Genomic DNA, 18590 nt, shown 5'->3' with positions numbered 1-18590 from the left:
CACCGGTCTCGTGCTGAGCCGGGCCGGGCCAGGGGGCCGCCCGGCCCGGCCCGGCGCTGAGCTCGGGTCACGCCAGCGCGGCGGCCTTGCGCACCAGCACCGACCGCTCGCGGATGTTGCCGCACAGCCGGGCGGCGAGCTCCAGCTCGGCACGGGCCTCGGCTGTCCGGCCGAGCCGGGAGAGCAGCTCGCCGCGCACGCTCGGGAGCAGATGCGACCCCGACAGCCGGCCGGCGGCGACAAGATCGTCCACGATGGCCAGCGCCTCCCGCGGCCCGGTCGCCATCGCCACGGCGACGGCCCGGTTGAGCTCGACGACGGGGGAGGGGGCCACCCGGCCGAGCGCCTCGTAGAGGAGCACGATCCGCTCCCAGTCGGTCCGGGTCACCGAGGGCGCCGACGCGTGACAGGCGGCGATCGCCGCCTGCAGGCCGTACGGGCCGAGGCCCCGCCCGAGCGCCGCGGCCCGGCTGATCGCGGCGGTGCCGCGGCGGATCGCCGACCTGTCCCACCGCCGCCGGTCCTGGTCCTCCAGAAGCACCGCCTCGCCGTCCGGCCCGGTGCGCGCCGGGAAACGCGCGGACGTCAGCTCGCACAGGGCGAGCAGCCCGTGCACCTCCGGCTCGTCGGGCAGCAGCGCGGCGAGCATCCGGGCGACCCGGATCGCCTCGTGGGCCAGATCGGGGCGCAGCAGGTCGGCACCGGACGTCGCCGTCGAACCCTCGGTGAAGATCACGTAGAGCACGCTCAGGACGCCGGAGAGCCGTCCGCGCCGTTCCGCCGCCGCCGGCAGCTCGAACGCCACCCGGGCCGCGGCGAGGGTCTTCTTCGCCCGGGTGATCCGGGCCTGGACCGTCGGCACGGGCACCAGGAAGGCCCGGGCGATCTCCTCGCTGGACAGCCCGCCGACCGCCCGCAGGGTCAGGGCCACCCGGGCCTCGGCCGACAGCACCGGATGACAGGCCACGAACATCAGCGCCAGGACGTCGTCGTCGATCCGGTCGGGGTCCCACGGCAGGTCGTCCGACCGGTCCACCGGGGGCGGTCCGCCCGAGACCGCCGCACCTTCGGTGAGCTGCCCGGCGACCATCGCGTACCGCTCGTCGAGCGCCGCCCGGCGGCGGAAGCTGTCGACGGCGCGCCGCCGCGCGGTCGTCAGGAGCCAGCCGGCCGGGTTCGCCGGCTCGCCGTCCCGTGCCCAGGAGACGAGCGCCTCGGCCACCGCCTCCTGGGCGACGTCCTCGGCGAGCGCGAAGTCGCCGGTGTAGCGGGCCAGCGCGCCGACGATCCGGGCGGACTCGATCCGCCAGACGGCCTCGACGGCCTTCGCGGCCTTCGCGGCTTTCGTGATGTTCGTGGCCTCGGCCGCCTCGGTGGCCCACCGCGCCGGCTCGGCGTTCGGCGGGCCACCGGTGGCCGCGGGCATCAGAGCTGGCCGGTCCGCTCGCGCCACGCCCGCTCCCGGGCGACCCACTCGTTGTCCTGCGGGAACTCGTCGATGCCCGGCACGCGCCGGATCTCGCACTTCGCGCCGTTGATCGCGGGCATCCGCTTCGCCCACTCGACGGCCTCCTCCTTCGAGGCGACCTCGATGATGTAGAAGCCGCCGAACAGCTCCTTGGTCTCGCCGTACGGACCGTCGGTGACCACCGGCGTCTCGCTGCTGTAGTCGACCACCACGCCCTGGGCCGGGTCGTCCAGCCCCTCGGCGGCGACGAGCACACCGGCCCGGATCAACTCCTCGTTGAAGCTGCCCACCACCTCGAGCATCTCCTCGAAGGGCGTGTCCATCATCTTCGCGAGGGACTCGTCCGTGCTGCGCATGATCAGCATGTACTTCGCCATCGTCGATCTCCCTTTCTCGAGGTCGCCGCTCGACCCTCTCACCACCAGGTCGAACGGCCCCGCCGCGGATCGACACGGTCCGCCGAAAATTTTGTGGCCACCTGTGGAGCGGCTGCTCCGGCCCGGCGGGACGCCCTGCCGGGCCGGGCGAAATCTCCAGGGGGCCGCCGTGCCGGGCCACCCTGCCGGTGTGCCGCGCCGGGGTGCCGTGCCAGTCGTCGAGTAGCGGTATGGCTACGGAAAGGACAGACGGTGACGCCACGCAAATCAGGGACCGTGGCCGTCTGGAAGTATGTGCGCAGCCGAGGCCGGCTCGGACTTGATTGCTGATGCGCAGACGTTCGCCGGTCGCCAGATGTCGAGCAGGAGAACTGATGAAACGGATCGCTGAACTCGTCGTCCGGCGCCGATGGCTCGTCGTCGCCGGCTGGATTGTCTTCATCATCGCGGCGCAGGGGATCGCCGGAGCGATGGGTGGGGCTTCGTACAAGGACACGTTCAGCCTGCCGCACACCGAGACCGCGTCCGTCGCGAAGCTGCTCGAGGACGCCGGCCTGAACAATCAGAACGGTGCTCCGGGCACAGTTGTGCTCAAGAACAAGGCGGGGGCGTTCACCGCGTCACCCCCGCAGCTGAAGCCGGCCCTGGAGAAGGTGTGCGCCTCGGGTAACCATGTGGCGCTCATCACATCGCCGTGGGGGTCGATCGACTGCGCGGACAGCGGCACGGACGCGCCGGGAAACCCGATGTTGCTCAACAGCGCGCATGGCTCCACCACGGCGCTGGTCACCATCATCTGGGAGAACGACCACTACGACGCCGAGCTGTTCAAGAACGTCTACGACCAGCTGAAGACCCTGCGCAGCGACTCGCTCCAGGTCGAGTTCACCGGTAACGCCTTCGCCGGCATCGGGCAAAGCAGCGGTTCGGGCGCTTCGGTGCTCATTGGCTTCGTGGCCGCGCTCATCATCCTGGCGTTGGTGTTCCGTACTGTGGCCGCCACGGTGCTGCCGTTGGCAAGTGCGATGGTCGCGCTCGTCAGCGGCCTGGGCGTGATCTACATCCTCAGTCACGTCATCAGCGTCTCCAACATCACCCCGGCTCTGTCCGAGTTGATGGTGATCGGTGTCGGCGTCGACTACGCGCTGTTCGTCGTCACGCGACATCGCCGCAATCTGCGGCGCGGCATGCCTGTCGCGGAGTCGGTCGTGAACGCGATCAACACCTCTGGCCGGGCGGTGCTGTTCGCCGGTACGACCGTGTGCATCGCCATCCTCGGCCTCATCGCGCTCGGGGTGAGCTTCTTCAACGGCATGGCGGTGGCGACCGCGCTCGCGGTCGGCCTCACCATGATCGCCTCACTGACGCTGCTGCCGGCCCTGCTCAGCCTGTTCGGCCTCAAGGTGCTGCCCCGCAAGCAGCGGGCGGCGGTACGGGCCGGCGAGTTCATCGATGACCGCCCGACAGGCTTCTGGGCCCGCTGGTCGCGGTTCGTCGCCCAGCGCCGCGTCGCCGTCGCGATCATCTCGGGCGCGGTGATGATCGTGATCGCCCTGCCGTTCTTCTCGCTGCAGCTGGGCTCCAGCGATCAGGGCAGCGATCCGAAGACCTCCACGACCCGCACCGGCTACGACCTGATCTCCGCCGACTTCGGCGTCGGCTACAACTCCACCCTGGAAGCCGTCGTAAGCGGTCCGGGCGCCTCGGACAAGGCCTATCTGCGGCGCGTCTCGGAGACGTTGGCGGACGTCCCAGGAGTCGACCCGGGCAGCATAGGCACGGCGCCACTGGCCAGGAACGTCGCCTTCGTGACGTTCAAGACGACCACGTCACCGCAGTCGGAGAAGACCTACCAGCTGGTCCGACACCTTCGCTCGACCGTCCTGCCCCCGCTGTACGACGGCACGGACAACCACATCTACACCTACGGCGACACGGCGATCAACGTCGACTTCGCCTCGGTGCTGGCCCGGAAGATGCCGCTGTTCATCGCGGTCGTGGTCGGTCTGTCGTTCATCCTGCTGCTCATCGCGTTCCGCAGCCTGGTCATCCCGCTGACCGCGGCGGTGATGAACCTACTGGCGGCGGGCGGTTCGTTCGGTCTGGCCGTGGCGGTCTTCCAGTACGGCTGGTTCTCCGACAGCATGGGAGCCGGACCGGGCGGGCCGATCGACGCCTGGATGCCGGTCATGCTCTTCGCCATCCTGTTCGGTCTGTCGATGGACTACCAGGTGTTCCTGGTCAGCCGGATGCACGAGGAATGGGTGCACACCCGCGACAACAAGCGATCGGTGATCATCGGGCAGGGCGAGACGGGCGGCATCATCACCGCCGCCGCCATCATCATGATCGCCGTCTTCCTCGGCTTCGTGATCTCTCCGGGCCGGCCGATCAAGATTTTCGGCACCGGTCTCGCCGCCGCGGTGTTCCTCGACGCCTTCGTCCTCCGGACGATGCTCGTGCCGTCGCTGATGCACATCGTCGGCAGGGCCAACTGGTATCTCCCGAAGTGGCTGGACCGCATCACCCCGCGGGTCTCGGTCGAACCGGCCGACGAGCCCGTCACCCACGGCGCGGTCACCACCTCACTCGACGGCGACGACCGGCCTGCCGACGACCGGCCTGCCGACGACCAGTCGACCGACGACCGGCCTGACGACGACCGGCCGGACGACGAACGGGAACTGGCCCGCTCCTGAGACGGGTCGCGTCCCGACACGGTCGAGGACACCACCAGCCGTGACACCCTCCGCCTCGACGGGCACGCCCGTCGAGGCGGAGCCTTTCGGTCGACCTCCGCCGCGGACGCGGCACCGGATCAGCGCTGGATCCGGCGCTAGATCTGGCCGACGGGCTCGCGCTTCTCGGCCTGGAAGCGGTCCTCGGCGCGGCCGGTGGCCCAGTACGCGGAGATCGAGAGCCGCTCACGGGGGACGTCGCGCTCATCGGTGAGCAGGCGCCGGGCGGCCTTGACGGTGCCCCGCTCGCCGTGTACGAACACCTGCGGTGTCCCGGCGGGCCAGGCCAGCTCGCGCAGCGCCGCCACGAGCGGGTCGCTGCCTGCCGCCGCCGTCTCCCGGTACAGCCAGCGCAGGCTGACGCCGTCGGGCCGGGGGAGGGGAACCTCGTACTTCGCGGAGTCGACGAGCAGGATCACCGTTCCCGTCGCCTCGGCGGGCATCGCGGCCAGTGCCGAGGTGGCGGAGGGGATCACCGTCTCGTCGCCGGCCAGCAGGTGCCAGTCGGCGGCCGGGTCGGGGCGGTAGGCGCCGCCGGCGCCGCTGAGGACGAGCTGGTCGCCGGCTTCGGCGCGCGCGGCCCAGGGCCCGGCGACCCCCTCGTCGCCGTGCACGATGAAGTCGATGGCCAGCCGGCGGGTGTCGGCGTCGGCCCAGCGGACGGTGTAGGTCCGGGTCGCGGGCAGCTTCTCGGGCTGCTCGGCCCGCAGCGCGACGAGATCGTACGGTGGCCGCAGACCGTGCGCCGGATCGGCGAAGAAGATCTTCACGTACTTGTCGGTGAACGTGTTGTCGTTGTAGGCGTCGAAGCCAGGGCCGCCGAGCACGACGCGGGCGATGCCGGGGCTGATCCAGCTCTTCTCCTGGACGGTGAGAACCGCCTGCGATCGAACGGGCCGGGTGCGACCGGTCGTGGCCATGGTCCTGACCTCCTTCGTCGCCGGCCGGGCCGCCGGAGACATCGAATGAAAGTAAGCTTAACCTGACTATTTCGGTGGCGCCGCTCGGGCGTCGGCGACGGGTGCGGTGCCCGCCTGGACACCGGGCTCACCCAGGCCCCCGGCTCCGGCGGGCCCGACCGGCACACCTGCTGGCCGACGACGATCAGTCGGGACGGCGCCCCGCACGTCACGGGCGTCGGCGCCCTGTTCGTCGACGGCTGCTTCTGGTTCGAGACGGGGGAGCGGACCCGCAAGGCCAGGAACCTCGCACGTGACCCACGTTGTGCGCTGAGCGTGGCCACCGCCGAGTTCGACGTCGTGGTCGAGGGCCGGGCGAGTCGGGTCGCCGACCCGGTGACCGTGGCGGCGATGGCCGAACGCTGGGCCGCCGAGGGCTGGCCGGTCCGGGTGGACGAGTCGGGGCAGGCCCTGACCGCCGAGTTCAGCGCTCCCTCGGCCGGTCCGCCACCCTGGTCCGTCTACCGGATCGACCTGACGGCCGTCACCGCGCTGCGGACCGTCGAGCCGGGTGGCGCCACGCGCTGGCGGATCTGACCGCGCCGCGCCGGTACGCCGGACCCGGGCCACCGCCCCTCGGGAAGCGGTAGCCGACCGTTCTCCCGCGGCGCGGGAGCGGGAACAGGCTGACCACGAGCGAGGTTGCAGCCCGCGGGCCGGAGGCCCGGTGTTCGAGCCGTCGTCGTAGGGAGCCAACCATGCGGATCGGGATTATCGGGGCGGGTCAGATCGGTGGGACGCTGACGCGGCGGCTGGCCGCGCTGGGGCATCAGGTGCGCGTGGCCAACTCCCGGGATCCGCAGACCCTGGCCGACCTCGCACAGGAGACCGGGGCGACGGCTGTCTGGGCGGCGGAGGCGGCCGAGGACGCCGATCTCGTCATCCTCAGCATCCCGCAGAAGCGCGTCCCGGACCTCGCGGCGGGACTGCTCAAGGGCGCGAGGCCCGGCGCCCCGGTGGTCGAGACGAACAACTACTACCCGCGGGAACGGGACGGACGCATCGCCGCGATCGAGGCGGGCACCCCGGAGAGCGTGTGGGTCGCCGAGCAGATCGGCTCGCCGGTGATCAAGGTTTTCAACGGGATCTGGTGGAAGCACCTGCTGGAGTCCGGGCGCCCGAAGGGCGCCGAGGGGCGGATCGCGCTGCCCGTCGCCGGCGCGGACGGCCCGGGGAAGCGGACGGTGTTCGACCTGGTCGACCAGCTGGGCTTCGACCCGGTCGACGGCGGCCCGCTGGAGGAGTCCTGGCGCCAGCAGCCGGGCACGCCGGTGTACGGCAAGGACCTCGGGGCCGCGGCCGCCGTCGAGGCGCTGGCCGCCGCGTCCCCCGTACGCCCGGAGGAGTTCCGCGCCTGACACCGTCCGGCGGGCGTACGCGGGGCCCCGCCTCGAGGCGGGTCCCCGCCGGCGGGAGCGCGGGGCCGGGGACCCGACCGGGCCCCCGGCGTCGGCCGGCGGGAGCAGCGGGCCTCAGCGGGTCCGGTTGTTGTAACCCTGGACCCGTGCGGCCAGCTGTGCCGCGCGCTGCTCGGGCGTGACGCGGGGGAGCTCGGTCAGCGCGTCCACCTCGGCGAGCGAGAGGACCTCGAAGTCGCGCACGAGGGTGCTCGTGTCGATCGTCGCGCCGACCGGAGCCGCCTGCCACCGGATCAGGCCGAGTCCCTCGTCGAGACCGGTGGTGTCGAGCCAGTTGGCGACGCCGGGGTCCTCGTGGGACAGCACGAAGGTGAAGGTGCCGTCCGGATTCGGGGCGGTCTGGCCCAGGTTGAGGGACACCTGGGACTTCTTGCCGTTCGCGCTGAGCATCCAGGGGTCCATCATCTGGAAGCCCGTGTAGGCGGCACCGACCGGATCGGTGGTGACGACGATGGCCTGGTCCGCGGCGAGGTCCCAGCTGAGCGCCGCGATGAAGCCCGCCATGCTGCCGTTGCGGCCCTGGGCCGGGGTGATCCTGTTGCCCTTGAGGCCGCCGAACCAGAGCTCCGGGAACTTCGCCCAGAAACGGACGTAGGGCGGAAGGTCGCGCAGGGCCGCCTTCCCGATCTCCTCGGGGTCGAAGCGGCCGGGCGGCACGGCGTCGAGCGCGCGCAGCTCCATGCGGACCGGACGCTGATCCCAGTCGGCGAACATGTCGCGGGAACCGAGCGTCAGCCGGCCCGGCGCCGACCGCAGATGTACCGGGCTCTCCGGCTCCGGGCCGATGGTGATGCGGAACGACCCGTCGGCGGCGATCCGCAGATCGCGGTCGGTGATGCTGGCCAGCGGCGTCAGATCCGACTTGTCGAGATCCATCGGCGGGGGGCTGACCTTGTTTCCCCGGTGCAGCTCGATGTTGAGCTGCGCGGGCCGCCGCGCCAGGTCGAACTGGCCGACGACCTCGAAGCGCCGGTCCCCGTCGAAGAAGGCGTTGCGATAGAGCGCGTCCGGGTTGTCGCCCGAGGTCCCGACACCGGGAAGCGTACGGCCGAGCCATTCACGCGGCGTGTCGTCCGTTCCCCACAGCTGCGCGGGGGTCGGCAGGAAGTTTCCGATCTCGGCCAGGACGAGCGAGTTCGTCCACAGCGACAGCGCCTCGTCGAGGGTGGCCGCGCCCGACTTCGTCCGCCCCCGGGGTGTCGCCGCCAGCTCGGCGTGCAGCTCGGCCCGCACGTTCTTCAGCGCGGGGTCGTCGAGCAGCTGGAGGAGGGTCTCCTCGGCGAGGATCTGCGCGGGCGTCGCGAGAACTGGCCGGGGGTCCCGGGCATCAGCCGGTGCCATCGTGACGGCTCCTATTGGTTGTTCGTACCCGGATTAAGACCGGGTCGGCTGGGAACGCTGCCACCGGTCGACGTCCACGGGGTTCGCGGTCCCGATCGGGCTCGATCCGGGGTTTAGTGGCAGTATCGTGACATCAATTTGCGGGCGGCGCAACGCCCGACAGGCGCCGGGTCGACGGCGCGCCCTGAGGCGCGACGGCGGCCGACGTCGGGTGCGCGGCGCTGTCCGTCCTCACGCCGTGCGGCCGCCTGACGATCCAGATCCTGATCGGCGACCGCTGGCTCAGGCTGGTGCCGGGCGGGCTGGTCACGGCGGGCGCCGTCGATGCCCGGACTGTGGCCGCCGCCGGCGTGCGACCGGCCTTCGTCCGGGATGGTTCCGCCTGGGATAATTCGCGATATGCACAATGGGGGGAACGGCGGGGCGCTTCCGGGCGACCGCTGGAGTTTCTTCGTCTCCTACACGCAGGCTGATCGCGCCTGGGCCGAGTGGATTGCGTGGCAGCTGGAGGACGCCGGGTTTCGGGTTCTGGTCCAGGCGTGGGACATGGTGGCTGGCTCCAACTGGACCGCGACCATGCAGGACGGAATGCAATTCGGTACGCGCACGATCGCGATCCTCTCGGACGCCTATCTACAGTCGGTTTATGGTCGGCACGAGTGGCAGGCCGCCGTTGTCGCAGATCCGGACAGTGCCCGGCGCAAACTGCTGCCCGTCCGCGTCGAGGACTGCGACCGCCCCGGCCTGCTCGGTCAGGTGGTCTCGGTCGACCTGTTCGGCCAACCGGCGGAGGCGACGCGCAGCACGCTGCTGACCGCCATCCGTGGCGCGGTCTCGGGCCGCGCGAAGCCCTCGGACGAGCCGCTGTTTCCTGGACCGCTCGCGACGCCCATACCGCCGCAGGCTCCTCCGCCGCGGGTGGCGCCGCTCTTCCCCGGAGCGGCCGAACCGGCGGCGACGACGGCTCGGCGACGTCAGCCGGTGCGCGCCGACACCTCGGCCGTGCCTGCCCGCCGGCTCGTGCACCAAGCCGCGGATCCGGCGCCCGCGGCGGCCGGAGGCGAATTCCGTGCGCTGCTGGTCGGGGTCGCGGCCTATGACGATGACCGGCTGCCGTCGCTTCCCGATGTGACGGAGGCGATCGACACCACCGTGGAGGCGCTGGAGGCCGTCGGCTACCGAGTGGAGATCCAGGATCGGTCCCGGCTCGGCCTGAGTGCGGTGAAATCCGCCATCCACGCCTTCATCAGCGGCGCCGCGCCCGGTGACACGCTGCTGCTGGTACTCGCCGGGCACGGCGTGCACAGCGGGCGCCGGGACTACCTCGTACCGTCCGACGCGGCCGTCGGGTACCAACCGTTCTGGGATCTGTGCGTACCGGTCGACTGGACTCAGGCAGTGTCCCGCAGCGCCGCCGCGCGAGTGCTGGTCGTGGTCGACGCCGCGGTGGCCTTCGACGACGACGTCCGCGACCTGGTCACGGAGGCCGGCTGGGCCGGCGGGCCGCTGGACACCCCGGCTGGAACCGACCTCGCCTACCTGTACGTCGACCCGTCTGACCCGTTCGGGCCTGTCGGGCCTGCCGGGCCGGGTGAGCCCGCCGAGCCGGGCGGGACGGAGGAGCCGGGCGGAACGGCCGGCGGCGCTGGACGGGCGTCGCTGCTGCGCGCGATGGTCGACGTCGCCTCGCACCGGCCACTGCCCGCGGGACTCGAGGAGCTGCGCGCCGCCCTCACCACCAGCCTGGGTCACGGTGACCAGGGGAGTGGCAGCGGCGCGGGACGTGGCCGGGGGACGTCGGGCCGCGCGCCCTCCTGTCTTCTGCGGGCGTCATCGCGCGATCCGCGACTGTTCACGGTCTTTCCCGCCGCCGCGGTCGGGCAGCAGGCCGGCAGGCCCGTCCATCCGTGGCAGACGGTGGCCGAACGGCACAGCGCCTGGACGCTCAGCGCGGAGGCCGCCGCCGGGGATCCGCGGGCGGGGGACGAGCTGCGGGAGAGCACCCTGCGGCTGATCGGGCGGCTGGGCCGGGTATCCGACGACGCGGCGGGACGGCTGCGCGGCGATCCCTGGCATGACCCGGGCCTGGCGGCGCGGATGACCAAGCGGGTCGAGTTCCTGGTGAACCGCCTGCCGGCGGAGGCGGACGCGCTCTCTCCGGCCGAGGCGGCCCTGCTGGTCAGCGTGCCGTTCCTGCACCAGGCGGTCTGGACCCGCCTGGTCGCCCGCGCGGCGCTTGCCCACCCGGGCTCGCCGAGTGTGTGGACCGACGACGTCGAGCGGGGGGAGTTCGAAGCCTTCCTTCGCCTCCACCCACGGCTGCGGCGCCGGGCCGAGCGGGCCCGGCGCAGCGGCGACCAGCAGTCGGCGGCGGCGATCGGGTGGTGGCTCGCTCATCAGTGGATCATCTCGAGGTCGGCGTCCTATGCGGGCACGGCGTTCGCCGACCTGCTCACCGGCCTGGGCGTGGAGACCGTCGCGAGCGAGGTGTTCCTGCCGGGCCGGCTCGCGGAGCTGCTGACCGCGCTGCGCGCCGCTCCCACCTTCCTCGGCCGACCCGGTCGGTCGGGTGCGCTGCGGGACCTGGTGCTGGTGGCACCGGCGACGGGCGACGAGATGCCGCTGCGGGAACGCCTGGTCGGATACCTGCTGGCCGCGGGACAGCGGATGGCGCTCGAACCGGCGGCGCTGCCCAGCGTGCTGGTCGAGCACCTCGGGGTGGCTGATCCCGTCAGGCTGGACGAGCTGCGGGAGACGATCCGGCGCGCCGAGTGGCAGCACCGGGGCCGCTCGAGCCGGGCCTTGGCGGCCCGATGCGGGCACCAGGCCGTTCAGGTGGCCCTCGAGCACCACGTCGCCGCGCTCGACACCCTGTTCGCCGAGGCGCACCGCGCGACGGCGGAGACCCCGGCCCTCGCGGCTCTTCCCACGCACGCGACCGCTGACCGCATCCACGCGGCAGAGGTGAACGGGCGGGCGGTGTACAGCGCGGCCGGCGCCCAGTTCCGGCTGGCCGAGGACAAGGTCCAGGAGCTGCTGATGGGCGAGCAGCTCTACGCGAACCGGGCGCTCGCCGTCCGGGAGCTGTACCAGAATGCGCTGGACGCCTGCCGGTACCGGCGCGCGCGTGAGGAGTACCTGGAACGGACGGGCGCAGCGGCGTCCGGCTGGGCGGGTGAGATCACCTTCAGGCAGGGCTTCGAACCGGACGGAGCTCCCTACATCGAGTGCCGCGACAACGGGATCGGCATGGGGCTGCGGGAGCTCTCGGACGTCTTCGCGGAGGCCGGGACCAGGGCCGTCGACCTGCCGGAGGTCGTCGAGGAGATGGTCGCCTGGGCCGCCTGCGACCCTCCGGTCGAGTTCCACCCGAACAGCCGGTTCGGGGTGGGGGTCCTCAGCTATTTCATGATCGCGGACGAGATCGACGTGGAGACGTGCCGGCTGGGACCGGACGGCCGCCCCGGCGATCGCCTCCGGGTGACGATCGCCGGCCCCGGGAACCTCTTCCGGATCCGCAACCTCGGGCCGGGCCGGGACGCCGGCACCACCGTGCGCCTGTATCCGAGCCGTGACCCGCAGAGCTCGCCGGTGTCCTGTGTCGACACCCTGCGCCGCATCCTCTGGGTGGCCGAGTTCGACACCCGCGCGACGGAGGGGGTGGCGCGGCAGTTCTGGCCCGCCGGCCGGCTCGCCGACTCGGCGCCGGTCGGGATGGAACACCCGTTGACCAGCACCCTGCGTCGGGAAACCACTCAGATCGTCATGGCTGACAACGGTGTCTGGTGGTGTGACGGCACCGGGGCGGTACTCGCCGACGGCCTCTGGGTGGGCAGGACGGCGTTTGGTGTCGTTCTCAACCTGACCGGACCGCTGGTGCCCGAGCTCTCCGTGGACCGCAACGAGATCCGCAGGTTCGTGGATGGCTCCGCGATCGATGCGGTGCTCACAGGCGAGCTGTCCGTGCTGCGTTCCGCCGCGTCCTTTGATGTCTCCTGGCGGTGGCTTGCCAGCTTCGGTCTGGGATTCCCGCTGGTGGCCGATGCCGTCATGACGGGCAAGGTCGCAGACGGAGAGTCCTGGACCCGTGTGGACGGCGACCTTGTGCCTGTGGAACAGGTTGGCTGTCTGGCGTTCGACCACGACCTGCTGCCGTCGGCAGTCCCTGCCCCGGCCGGCAGATCGGGTCGATATACGGCTTTCGACCTCACCGATCTGTCGGACTCGGTCGTGTTCGCGCGGATGCGGGGCTGGGTGGTCGGCCGGTCCGGGGATCCCGAGCGAACGCGCGATTCCGGGCGTGCGCTGCCGAGTGACATGGTGATCCTGGGCGTCCGAGGTGACGGTTCACAACGTTACGGGTATTCGATCGGCGATCTTTCCACTGTGGTCTTCATGGCGGGGATGCTGCGCTCCTCGCCGCAGCGCGTCCGCGACCGGATGTCGGGTCTGGGGATTTCGGTCGCGAGTGTGAAGGGTGTGGCCGTCGACGAGTTGGGCGACATCGACCTTCAGCTGGTCAGTGCGGATCTGGACGGCGAGGAGGCGATGTTCTACTCGGCGGGTGATGTGACTCCCTTGCAGGTGGCGAGAGCCACCCAGCATCTGATGCTCTCGTTCACCGAGGTCCGCGACCGCTACCGGGAGCTCGGTTTCGAGGTCCGGCCCGCACCGACCCAGTCGATGACCATCGACCCGCTGGACCTGGTGCTGCTGAGCAGATCACTGGACGGTCGCGGTGGTGCGCTGCCAGGTGGCCGGGTAGGCCTGTCGCATGTTGTGCGGGCCGCCATCCAGACGGGGAGGAGTGTCGGGGACGTCTGTTCGCGGCTTCGCCGGTTCGGGTATCGGACGCCGGCGACCGGGTGTCTGGAACGGTCCGGGATCAGGCCTGATGACGCGGTGATATTCGGTCGCGACTCCACTGGCGCGCTGTCGGCGCAGCCCGTGCCGGCGGTTTTCCTGAGCAATCTCGGCAACCACGCGCTGGAGAGTGCGGGGCGGTTGCGTGATCTGGGCTTTCCGATCGCCGACACCATCCGTGTGCCGGTTCGGGACGGCCGCAGTCCGGTCGATCTGTTTCCGAGCATGGGAACGCAGGTCAAATTTCGGGCGACATCACGACCGCTCGACCGGGTCGACGTCTATCAGCTGGCGCGCGAGGCGAGCCTGGGTCTGGAGCGGACCGCGGCGCATCTTCGCGCCGCGGGCTACGTCGTCCCGAACGTGTCCGAGATTGACGATGACCGGCTTCTTCGGATTCGCGGGGACCGGTTCACTCTCGGGTGGTTGCGGGCTCCAGTCGGTATTCCTGGTGTTCTTGGGCTCGCTCAGTCCCTCGGCGGTCAACCTTCGGAAGTAGAAGCACTGCTGGCCGACCTCGCCATCCCGATACCGGATCTCGCCGGAATCGAGATGACCACGGATGACGCGATAATCTTCAGTTCGGGCCTGGACGGGAACATCTTCGGTGGTCTGGGTGCGGTCGGCGGAGTGGCGGTCGCGCACGTGATCGCCGCTGCCGCCCGCATCCGCCGTCGTCCCTGTGAGGTAGCGGCGCGGTTCCTGGAACTCGGCGAGCCCGTCGCGGATCCGGACGGTTGGGACGCGACGCCCGTCACCCCGTCGGACCCGCCGCTGCTCGCGTGCAAGGCCGACTCGGCGGTCCCCTGGCTGCCGCCAGGTGGTGTTCCCGGCGGGCAGGTGATCGCGTTGGCGGCCCACTCCGGGCGGTCGCCGCGGGAGGTCGGCCGACGACTCGCCGAGCTCGGCTACCAGACCGGCTGGGTCGCGGATGTCCGCCTGACCGCGGCCGAGGACCGCACGCTGATCGATCTCCTCGACGTGCCGGATGCCCGCGCGCGCGGCCGGGCCCGGGCCAGCCGGGCGTCCCTGCTGGCCGCCGCGTGGCGACACGGTCGGGATCCGGTCGGCCTCGCCCGGTGGTTGGCCGGTCTCGGTGAGGATCCAGGGCTTGAGGTCGAGGTGATGCCCCGCGTCGCCATCGGCGTGGACGACCTGGATCTACTCAGCTGCGAGCTCGACGGCGAGCCGCCCTGGCTACCCGACGGGGAGATCGGCACCGGGCACATCCTCGCGGCGGCCGGCCGGACCGGCCGTTCGCCGGCCGAGATCGCCGATCGCCTGGGCGATCTCGGATTCACCGTCGCGGATCTGCCGCACCCGGTGCCGACCGAGGTCGACGCGGTCGACGTCATCCTGCTGAGCCGGGATCTCGACGGCGGGGCACCGTGGCTTCGCGGCGACCGGGTACCGCTGGCGTACGTCTACTCGGCTGCCTGTGACCTCTCCTGCGACGTGGCCGAGGTCCGGGCCCGCTATGCCCGGCTGGGTTTCACGGCGGCGGGACCGACCTCCGAACTCGATCAGGACGAGCGCGCGTTCGTGACCGTCGCGTTTCACGGCGCCGAGATCGACAGTGCCAGCCCGGCCGCGTGCGACACACTGTCGATCGCGCAGGTTCTCGGTGTCGCGGAGTTCACCGGGCGGCCGGCGGCCGAGGTCGCGCATCGCTTCGCCAAGCTCGGGTTCACCGTGCCGGACGAGACGAGGCCCCCGATCGCGTCACCGCCGGATCTGTCGGCGCGTGACGGCCTCCTCCTCAGCGCGGCTCTCGACGGCTCGGGCCCGTGGCTCGGGCCAGGCCCGGTGCCGATGGCGCACGTGCTCGCGGCGGCGGGCCGTCTGCGGTGGACGCCCGACCGCGTCGTCGGGAGGTTCTCCGAGCTCGGGTACTCGACGTCGCCGCTCGTCGCGTCCGCCCGGGGGGCGGTCATCGACGGGGCGGACCGGGCGCTCGCCGAGCTCCTCAGGGATGAGAACGACGTCTACCAGGAACGACAGGTGTCGTGGGCCGAGGTGCTGATGGCCTCACACCGCCTTCGTCGGCGTCCGGACCAGATCATCGCCAGGCTGGCCGAGCTCGGGCTGCGAGCCGCTCCCTAGCGCACCGGGCGCGGGTCCGGCGGGCTCGATCCGGGCGTCGCTGTGTGGAGTGTGACCGACGCCGCCTGGCCGTGTGCTGACCTTCGCCCCATATGCATGATACATATATTTGTATTGTGCAACGAATGTTGGGAGGAGGCATGGCCTCCATCAAGAACACCCGCCACCGCGGCTCGGCCACTGTCCACCGCGCGGACGACACACTGCCCGTCAACGCGATCATCGCCGTCCTGGGCGCGGTGGGCATCGTCGTCGCGATGACGCAGACCCTGATGGTGCCGCTGATCCCGGTGCTGCCGTCGCTGCTGCACACGCACGCGGCGAACGCCTCCTGGGCGATCACCGCCACCCTGCTGGCCGCGTCGGTCGCGAACCCGGTGTTCGGCCGGCTCGGTGACCTCTACGGCAAGCGGCGGATGCTGTTCGTCTCCGGGTTCGTGCTCAGCTGCGGCTCCCTGGTCTGCGCGCTGAGCAGCACCCTGGTGCCGATGGTCGTGGGCCGGTCGATGCAGGGCCTCGGGCTCGCGATCATCCCGCTGGGCATCAGCATCATGCGTGACCTGCTGCCGGCGAAGCGGCTGATCCCCGCCATGGCGCTGATGAGCTCCTCGCTCGGNATCGGNNGCGCGCTCGGCCTGCCGCTCGCGGCGGCGGTCGCCCAGCAGGCCAACTGGCACGTGCTGTTCTGGGGCTCGGCCGTCGCCGTCGTCGCCCTGATGGTGCTGATCTGGCGGGTCGTTCCCGAGTCGCCGGTGCGCGGCACGGGCCGGTTCGACCTGCCCGGGGCGATCCTGCTCTCCGGCGGGCTCGTCGCGCTGCTGCTCGCCGTGTCGAAGGGTGGCACCTGGGGCTGGACCAGCACCACCACCCTCGGCCTGGGCGGCCTGGCCGCGGCCCTGCTCGTGGCCTGGACCTGGTGGGAGACCCGCGCCGAGGCGCCCCTCGTCGACCTGCGCACCACCATCCGGCGCCCCGTCCTGCTGACGAACATCGCCTCGGTCATGCTCGGCTTCGCGATGTACACGATGTCGCTGATCGGCCCGCAGCTGCTGCAGCTGCCGAAGGCCACCGGGCACGGGCTCGGCCAGTCGCTGCTCGCCACCGGCCTGTGGATGGCTCCCGCGGGCCTGGTGATGATGGCCGTCTCGCCCCTCGCCGGCCGGCTGATCACCGCCCGCGGACCGAAGGTGGCGCTGATCGCCGGCTCGGCGGTGATCTCGGCCGGCTACTTCCTCGCCATCGCCCTGACCGGCAGCCCACTGGGCGTCCTGCTCGTCAGCGCCGTGACCAGCACCGGCGTCGGCCTGGCCTACGCCGCCATGCCGACCCTGATCATGCAGTCCGTCCCGGCCTCCGAGGGCGCCTCGGCCAACGGTCTCAACACCCTCATGCGCTCCATCGGGACGTCCACCGCGAGCGCGGTGATCGGTGTGGTCCTGGCGAACATGACCGTCACCTTCGGATCGTCGCAGGTGCCGTCGCTCGCCGGCATGCACATCGGATTCCTGATCGGTGCCTGCGCCGCCCTCGTCGCCTGCCTGGTCGCCATCGGCATCCCCGGCCGCCTGGCCCCGGCGGCGGACGCCGCTTCGAAGCCCGCCGCGACCCCGAACTCGGACGTCGTTCTCCCCGCGCCCCGCACGTCGGCGCGGCCGGCGGAGCCGGTGACGGCAGCCATCTCCCTCCGCTGACCGGCCCGCCCGGCCCGGCCGCTGGGCGGCGGTCGGGCCGGAGCCGGCCCCGGCGGTCAGCTGGCGGCCGTGAGGGCTCTCAGCTGCCCCAACGACTCGCGCATGACCGTCGCCAGGCCGCGGTCGGTCGGCTCGTCGACCCAGCGCTCGAACGCCACCCGGAAGACGGCGATCCCCGCCTCCGCGGCCAGGCTGGCGTCCGAATCGGCGACGCCGCGCCCGCGCAGGCCGGTGGCGAGAGCCGCGGACAGCGACGCCATCTTGATCAGTTCGCGTTCGCGCAGCTCCGCGTTGGCGGCGATGACGGACTGGCGCCGCCGGGAGAAGTCGCGCCGCTGGCCGAGCAGCGCCGCCGCCGCGTCGAGGGCGGCCGCGACGGCCGCCATCGGCGACGCGGCGGCGGGCACGCTCTCGAGCGCGCCGACCAGGTGCTCCTCCAGGAGGGCGGAGCCGGCGAAGAGCACCTCGCGTTTGTCGGTGAAGTAGCGGAAGAACGTCCGGGCGGTGAGCCCCGCCCGCTGGGCGATCTCGGCGACGGTCGTCTGCTCGAAGCCGCGTTCGACGTAGAGCTCCATCGCCGCCTCGCTGAGCCGGCCGCTCGCGTTCGGCTCCCATCGCCCCATGCGCCGATTCTAGTGATGACACACGCTGACATCGCCTGCTAGGGTCATGTCATCAAGTGACATCACGTCCGCCGTCGCGGTGGACGGACCTCTGGAGGTCCTCGTGCGCATCTTCGTCACCGGCGCGTCCGGGTGGATCGGCTCGGCCGTCCTCCCCGAACTCCTCGACGCCGGACACCAGGTCGTCGGCCTCGCCCGCTCCGACACCGCCGCCGCCACCGTGCGCGCGCTCGGCGCCGAGGCGCTGCGCGGCGATCTCGACGACCCCGACAGCCTGCGTGCCGGCGCGGCCGGGTCCGACGGGGTCGTCCACCTCGCCTACGTCCACGACTTCTCCCGCATGGCACAGGCGGCGCGGACCGACCTCCAGGCGATCGAGGCGCTCGGCGGGGTCCTCGAAGGCAGCGGTCGCCCGCTCGTCATCGCCTCGGGCACCCTCGGGCTCACGGCCGGACGGGTCGGAACCGAGCGGGACAGCGCCTACCCGGGCGCCCACCCGCGGATCGCCGGCGCGCACGCGGCGCTGGCCTACGCCGAGCGAGGCGTGCGGACGGCCGTCGTGCGCTTCGCCCCGACGGTCCACGGCGCCGGTGATCACGGCTTCGTCGCCACGCTGGTCGCGATCGCCCGGGAGCGCGGCGTCTCCGGCTACATCGGCGCCGGGGAGAACCGGTGGCCCGCGGTGCACCGGCTCGACGCGGCGCACCTCGTGCGCCTCGCCGTGGACGGCGCCCCCGCCGGCTCGGTGCTGCACGCCGTCGCGGAGGAGGGCGTGCCCATCCGCGTCGTCGCCGAGGCGATCGGCCGCGGCCTCGGCGTCCCGGTGGTCTCGGTGCCCGCCGAGCGGGCCGGTGACCACTTCGGCTGGCTCGCCCCGTTCCTCGCGGCGGACTGCCCCGCCGCCAACGACCTGACCAGCGAACTGCTGAACTGGAAGCCGACCCGGCAGGGCCTCGTCGAGGACCTCGACCAGGGCCACTACTTCCAGACGTCCGACTGATCCTCCCGG

Annotated in this window: 9 protein-coding genes and 2 pseudogenes; 6 read left to right on the top strand and 5 right to left on the bottom strand. The window is 71.9% G+C overall.

Annotated elements, in window-relative coordinates; all coding sequences use genetic code 11:
- Window positions 1-67 precede the first annotated feature (67 nt).
- Window positions 68-1426, bottom strand: coding sequence for an RNA polymerase sigma factor (locus B056_RS0132295; RefSeq protein ID WP_018505984.1), 1359 nt, complete (start codon window positions 1424-1426; stop codon window positions 68-70).
- Complete coding sequence (locus B056_RS0132290; protein ID WP_018505983.1) at window positions 1426-1845, bottom strand: YciI family protein; 420 nt, start codon at window positions 1843-1845, stop codon at window positions 1426-1428. The genes B056_RS0132295 and B056_RS0132290 overlap by 1 nt, the downstream gene beginning before the upstream one ends.
- Window positions 1846-2219: 374 nt before the next feature.
- Here B056_RS0132290 and B056_RS0132285 point away from each other — a divergent pair, with 374 nt between their 5' ends.
- Window positions 2220-4544 (top strand): MMPL family transporter, encoded by a 2325-nt coding sequence (locus B056_RS0132285; protein ID WP_018505982.1) that lies wholly within the window; start codon window positions 2220-2222, stop codon window positions 4542-4544.
- A gap of 137 nt (window positions 4545-4681) precedes the next feature.
- Here the strand turns inward: B056_RS0132285 and B056_RS0132280 are convergent, their stop codons facing one another.
- Window positions 4682-5503: a siderophore-interacting protein gene (locus B056_RS0132280; RefSeq protein WP_018505981.1), complete on the bottom strand. Its 822-nt coding sequence runs from the start codon at window positions 5501-5503 to the stop codon at window positions 4682-4684.
- A 108-nt stretch (window positions 5504-5611) separates the two neighbouring features.
- Here B056_RS0132280 and B056_RS45600 point away from each other — a divergent pair.
- Both B056_RS45600 and B056_RS0132270 read left to right on the top strand, forming a co-directional pair.
- Window positions 5612-6079: pseudogene (locus tag B056_RS45600) on the top strand (pyridoxamine 5'-phosphate oxidase family protein); the annotation flags it as partial.
- 155 nt (window positions 6080-6234) lie between these two features.
- Window positions 6235-6900: pseudogene (locus B056_RS0132270) on the top strand (NADPH-dependent F420 reductase); the annotation flags it as partial.
- A gap of 114 nt (window positions 6901-7014) precedes the next feature.
- Here B056_RS0132270 and B056_RS0132265 read toward each other — a convergent pair.
- The gene (locus B056_RS0132265) at window positions 7015-8301 is read right to left on the bottom strand and encodes a hypothetical protein (protein ID WP_018505978.1); all 1287 of its coding nucleotides are present in this window, start codon (window positions 8299-8301) and stop codon (window positions 7015-7017) included.
- A 399-nt stretch (window positions 8302-8700) separates the two neighbouring features.
- Here B056_RS0132265 and B056_RS38845 point away from each other — a divergent pair, with 399 nt between their 5' ends.
- Window positions 8701-15267 carry a wHTH domain-containing protein gene (locus B056_RS38845; RefSeq protein ID WP_018505977.1) on the top strand — a complete coding sequence of 2189 codons (6567 nt, stop codon included), beginning with the start codon at window positions 8701-8703 and terminating at the stop codon, window positions 15265-15267.
- A gap of 140 nt (window positions 15268-15407) precedes the next feature.
- Complete coding sequence (locus B056_RS0132255) at window positions 15408-16958, top strand: MFS transporter (RefSeq protein WP_018505976.1); 1551 nt, start codon at window positions 15408-15410, stop codon at window positions 16956-16958.
- A 56-nt stretch (window positions 16959-17014) separates the two neighbouring features.
- Here the strand turns inward: B056_RS0132255 and B056_RS0132250 are convergent, their stop codons facing one another.
- Window positions 17015-17581 carry a TetR/AcrR family transcriptional regulator gene (locus tag B056_RS0132250; RefSeq protein ID WP_018505975.1) on the bottom strand — a complete coding sequence of 189 codons (567 nt, stop codon included), beginning with the start codon at window positions 17579-17581 and terminating at the stop codon, window positions 17015-17017.
- 46 nt (window positions 17582-17627) lie between these two features.
- On the opposite strand from B056_RS0132250, the gene B056_RS0132245 reads away from it, so the two are divergent.
- Window positions 17628-18581: an SDR family oxidoreductase gene (locus B056_RS0132245; RefSeq protein ID WP_018505974.1), complete on the top strand. Its 954-nt coding sequence runs from the start codon at window positions 17628-17630 to the stop codon at window positions 18579-18581.
- The last annotated feature ends 9 nt before the right edge of the window (window positions 18582-18590 follow it).

The sequence above is a fragment of the Parafrankia discariae genome, from assembly GCF_000373365.1.
Taxonomy (GTDB): Bacteria; Actinomycetota; Actinomycetes; order Frankiales; family Frankiaceae; genus Parafrankia; species Parafrankia discariae.
The sequence above is the reverse complement of the archived record's forward strand: the minus strand, read 5'-3'. Positions and strand labels throughout refer to the sequence as shown.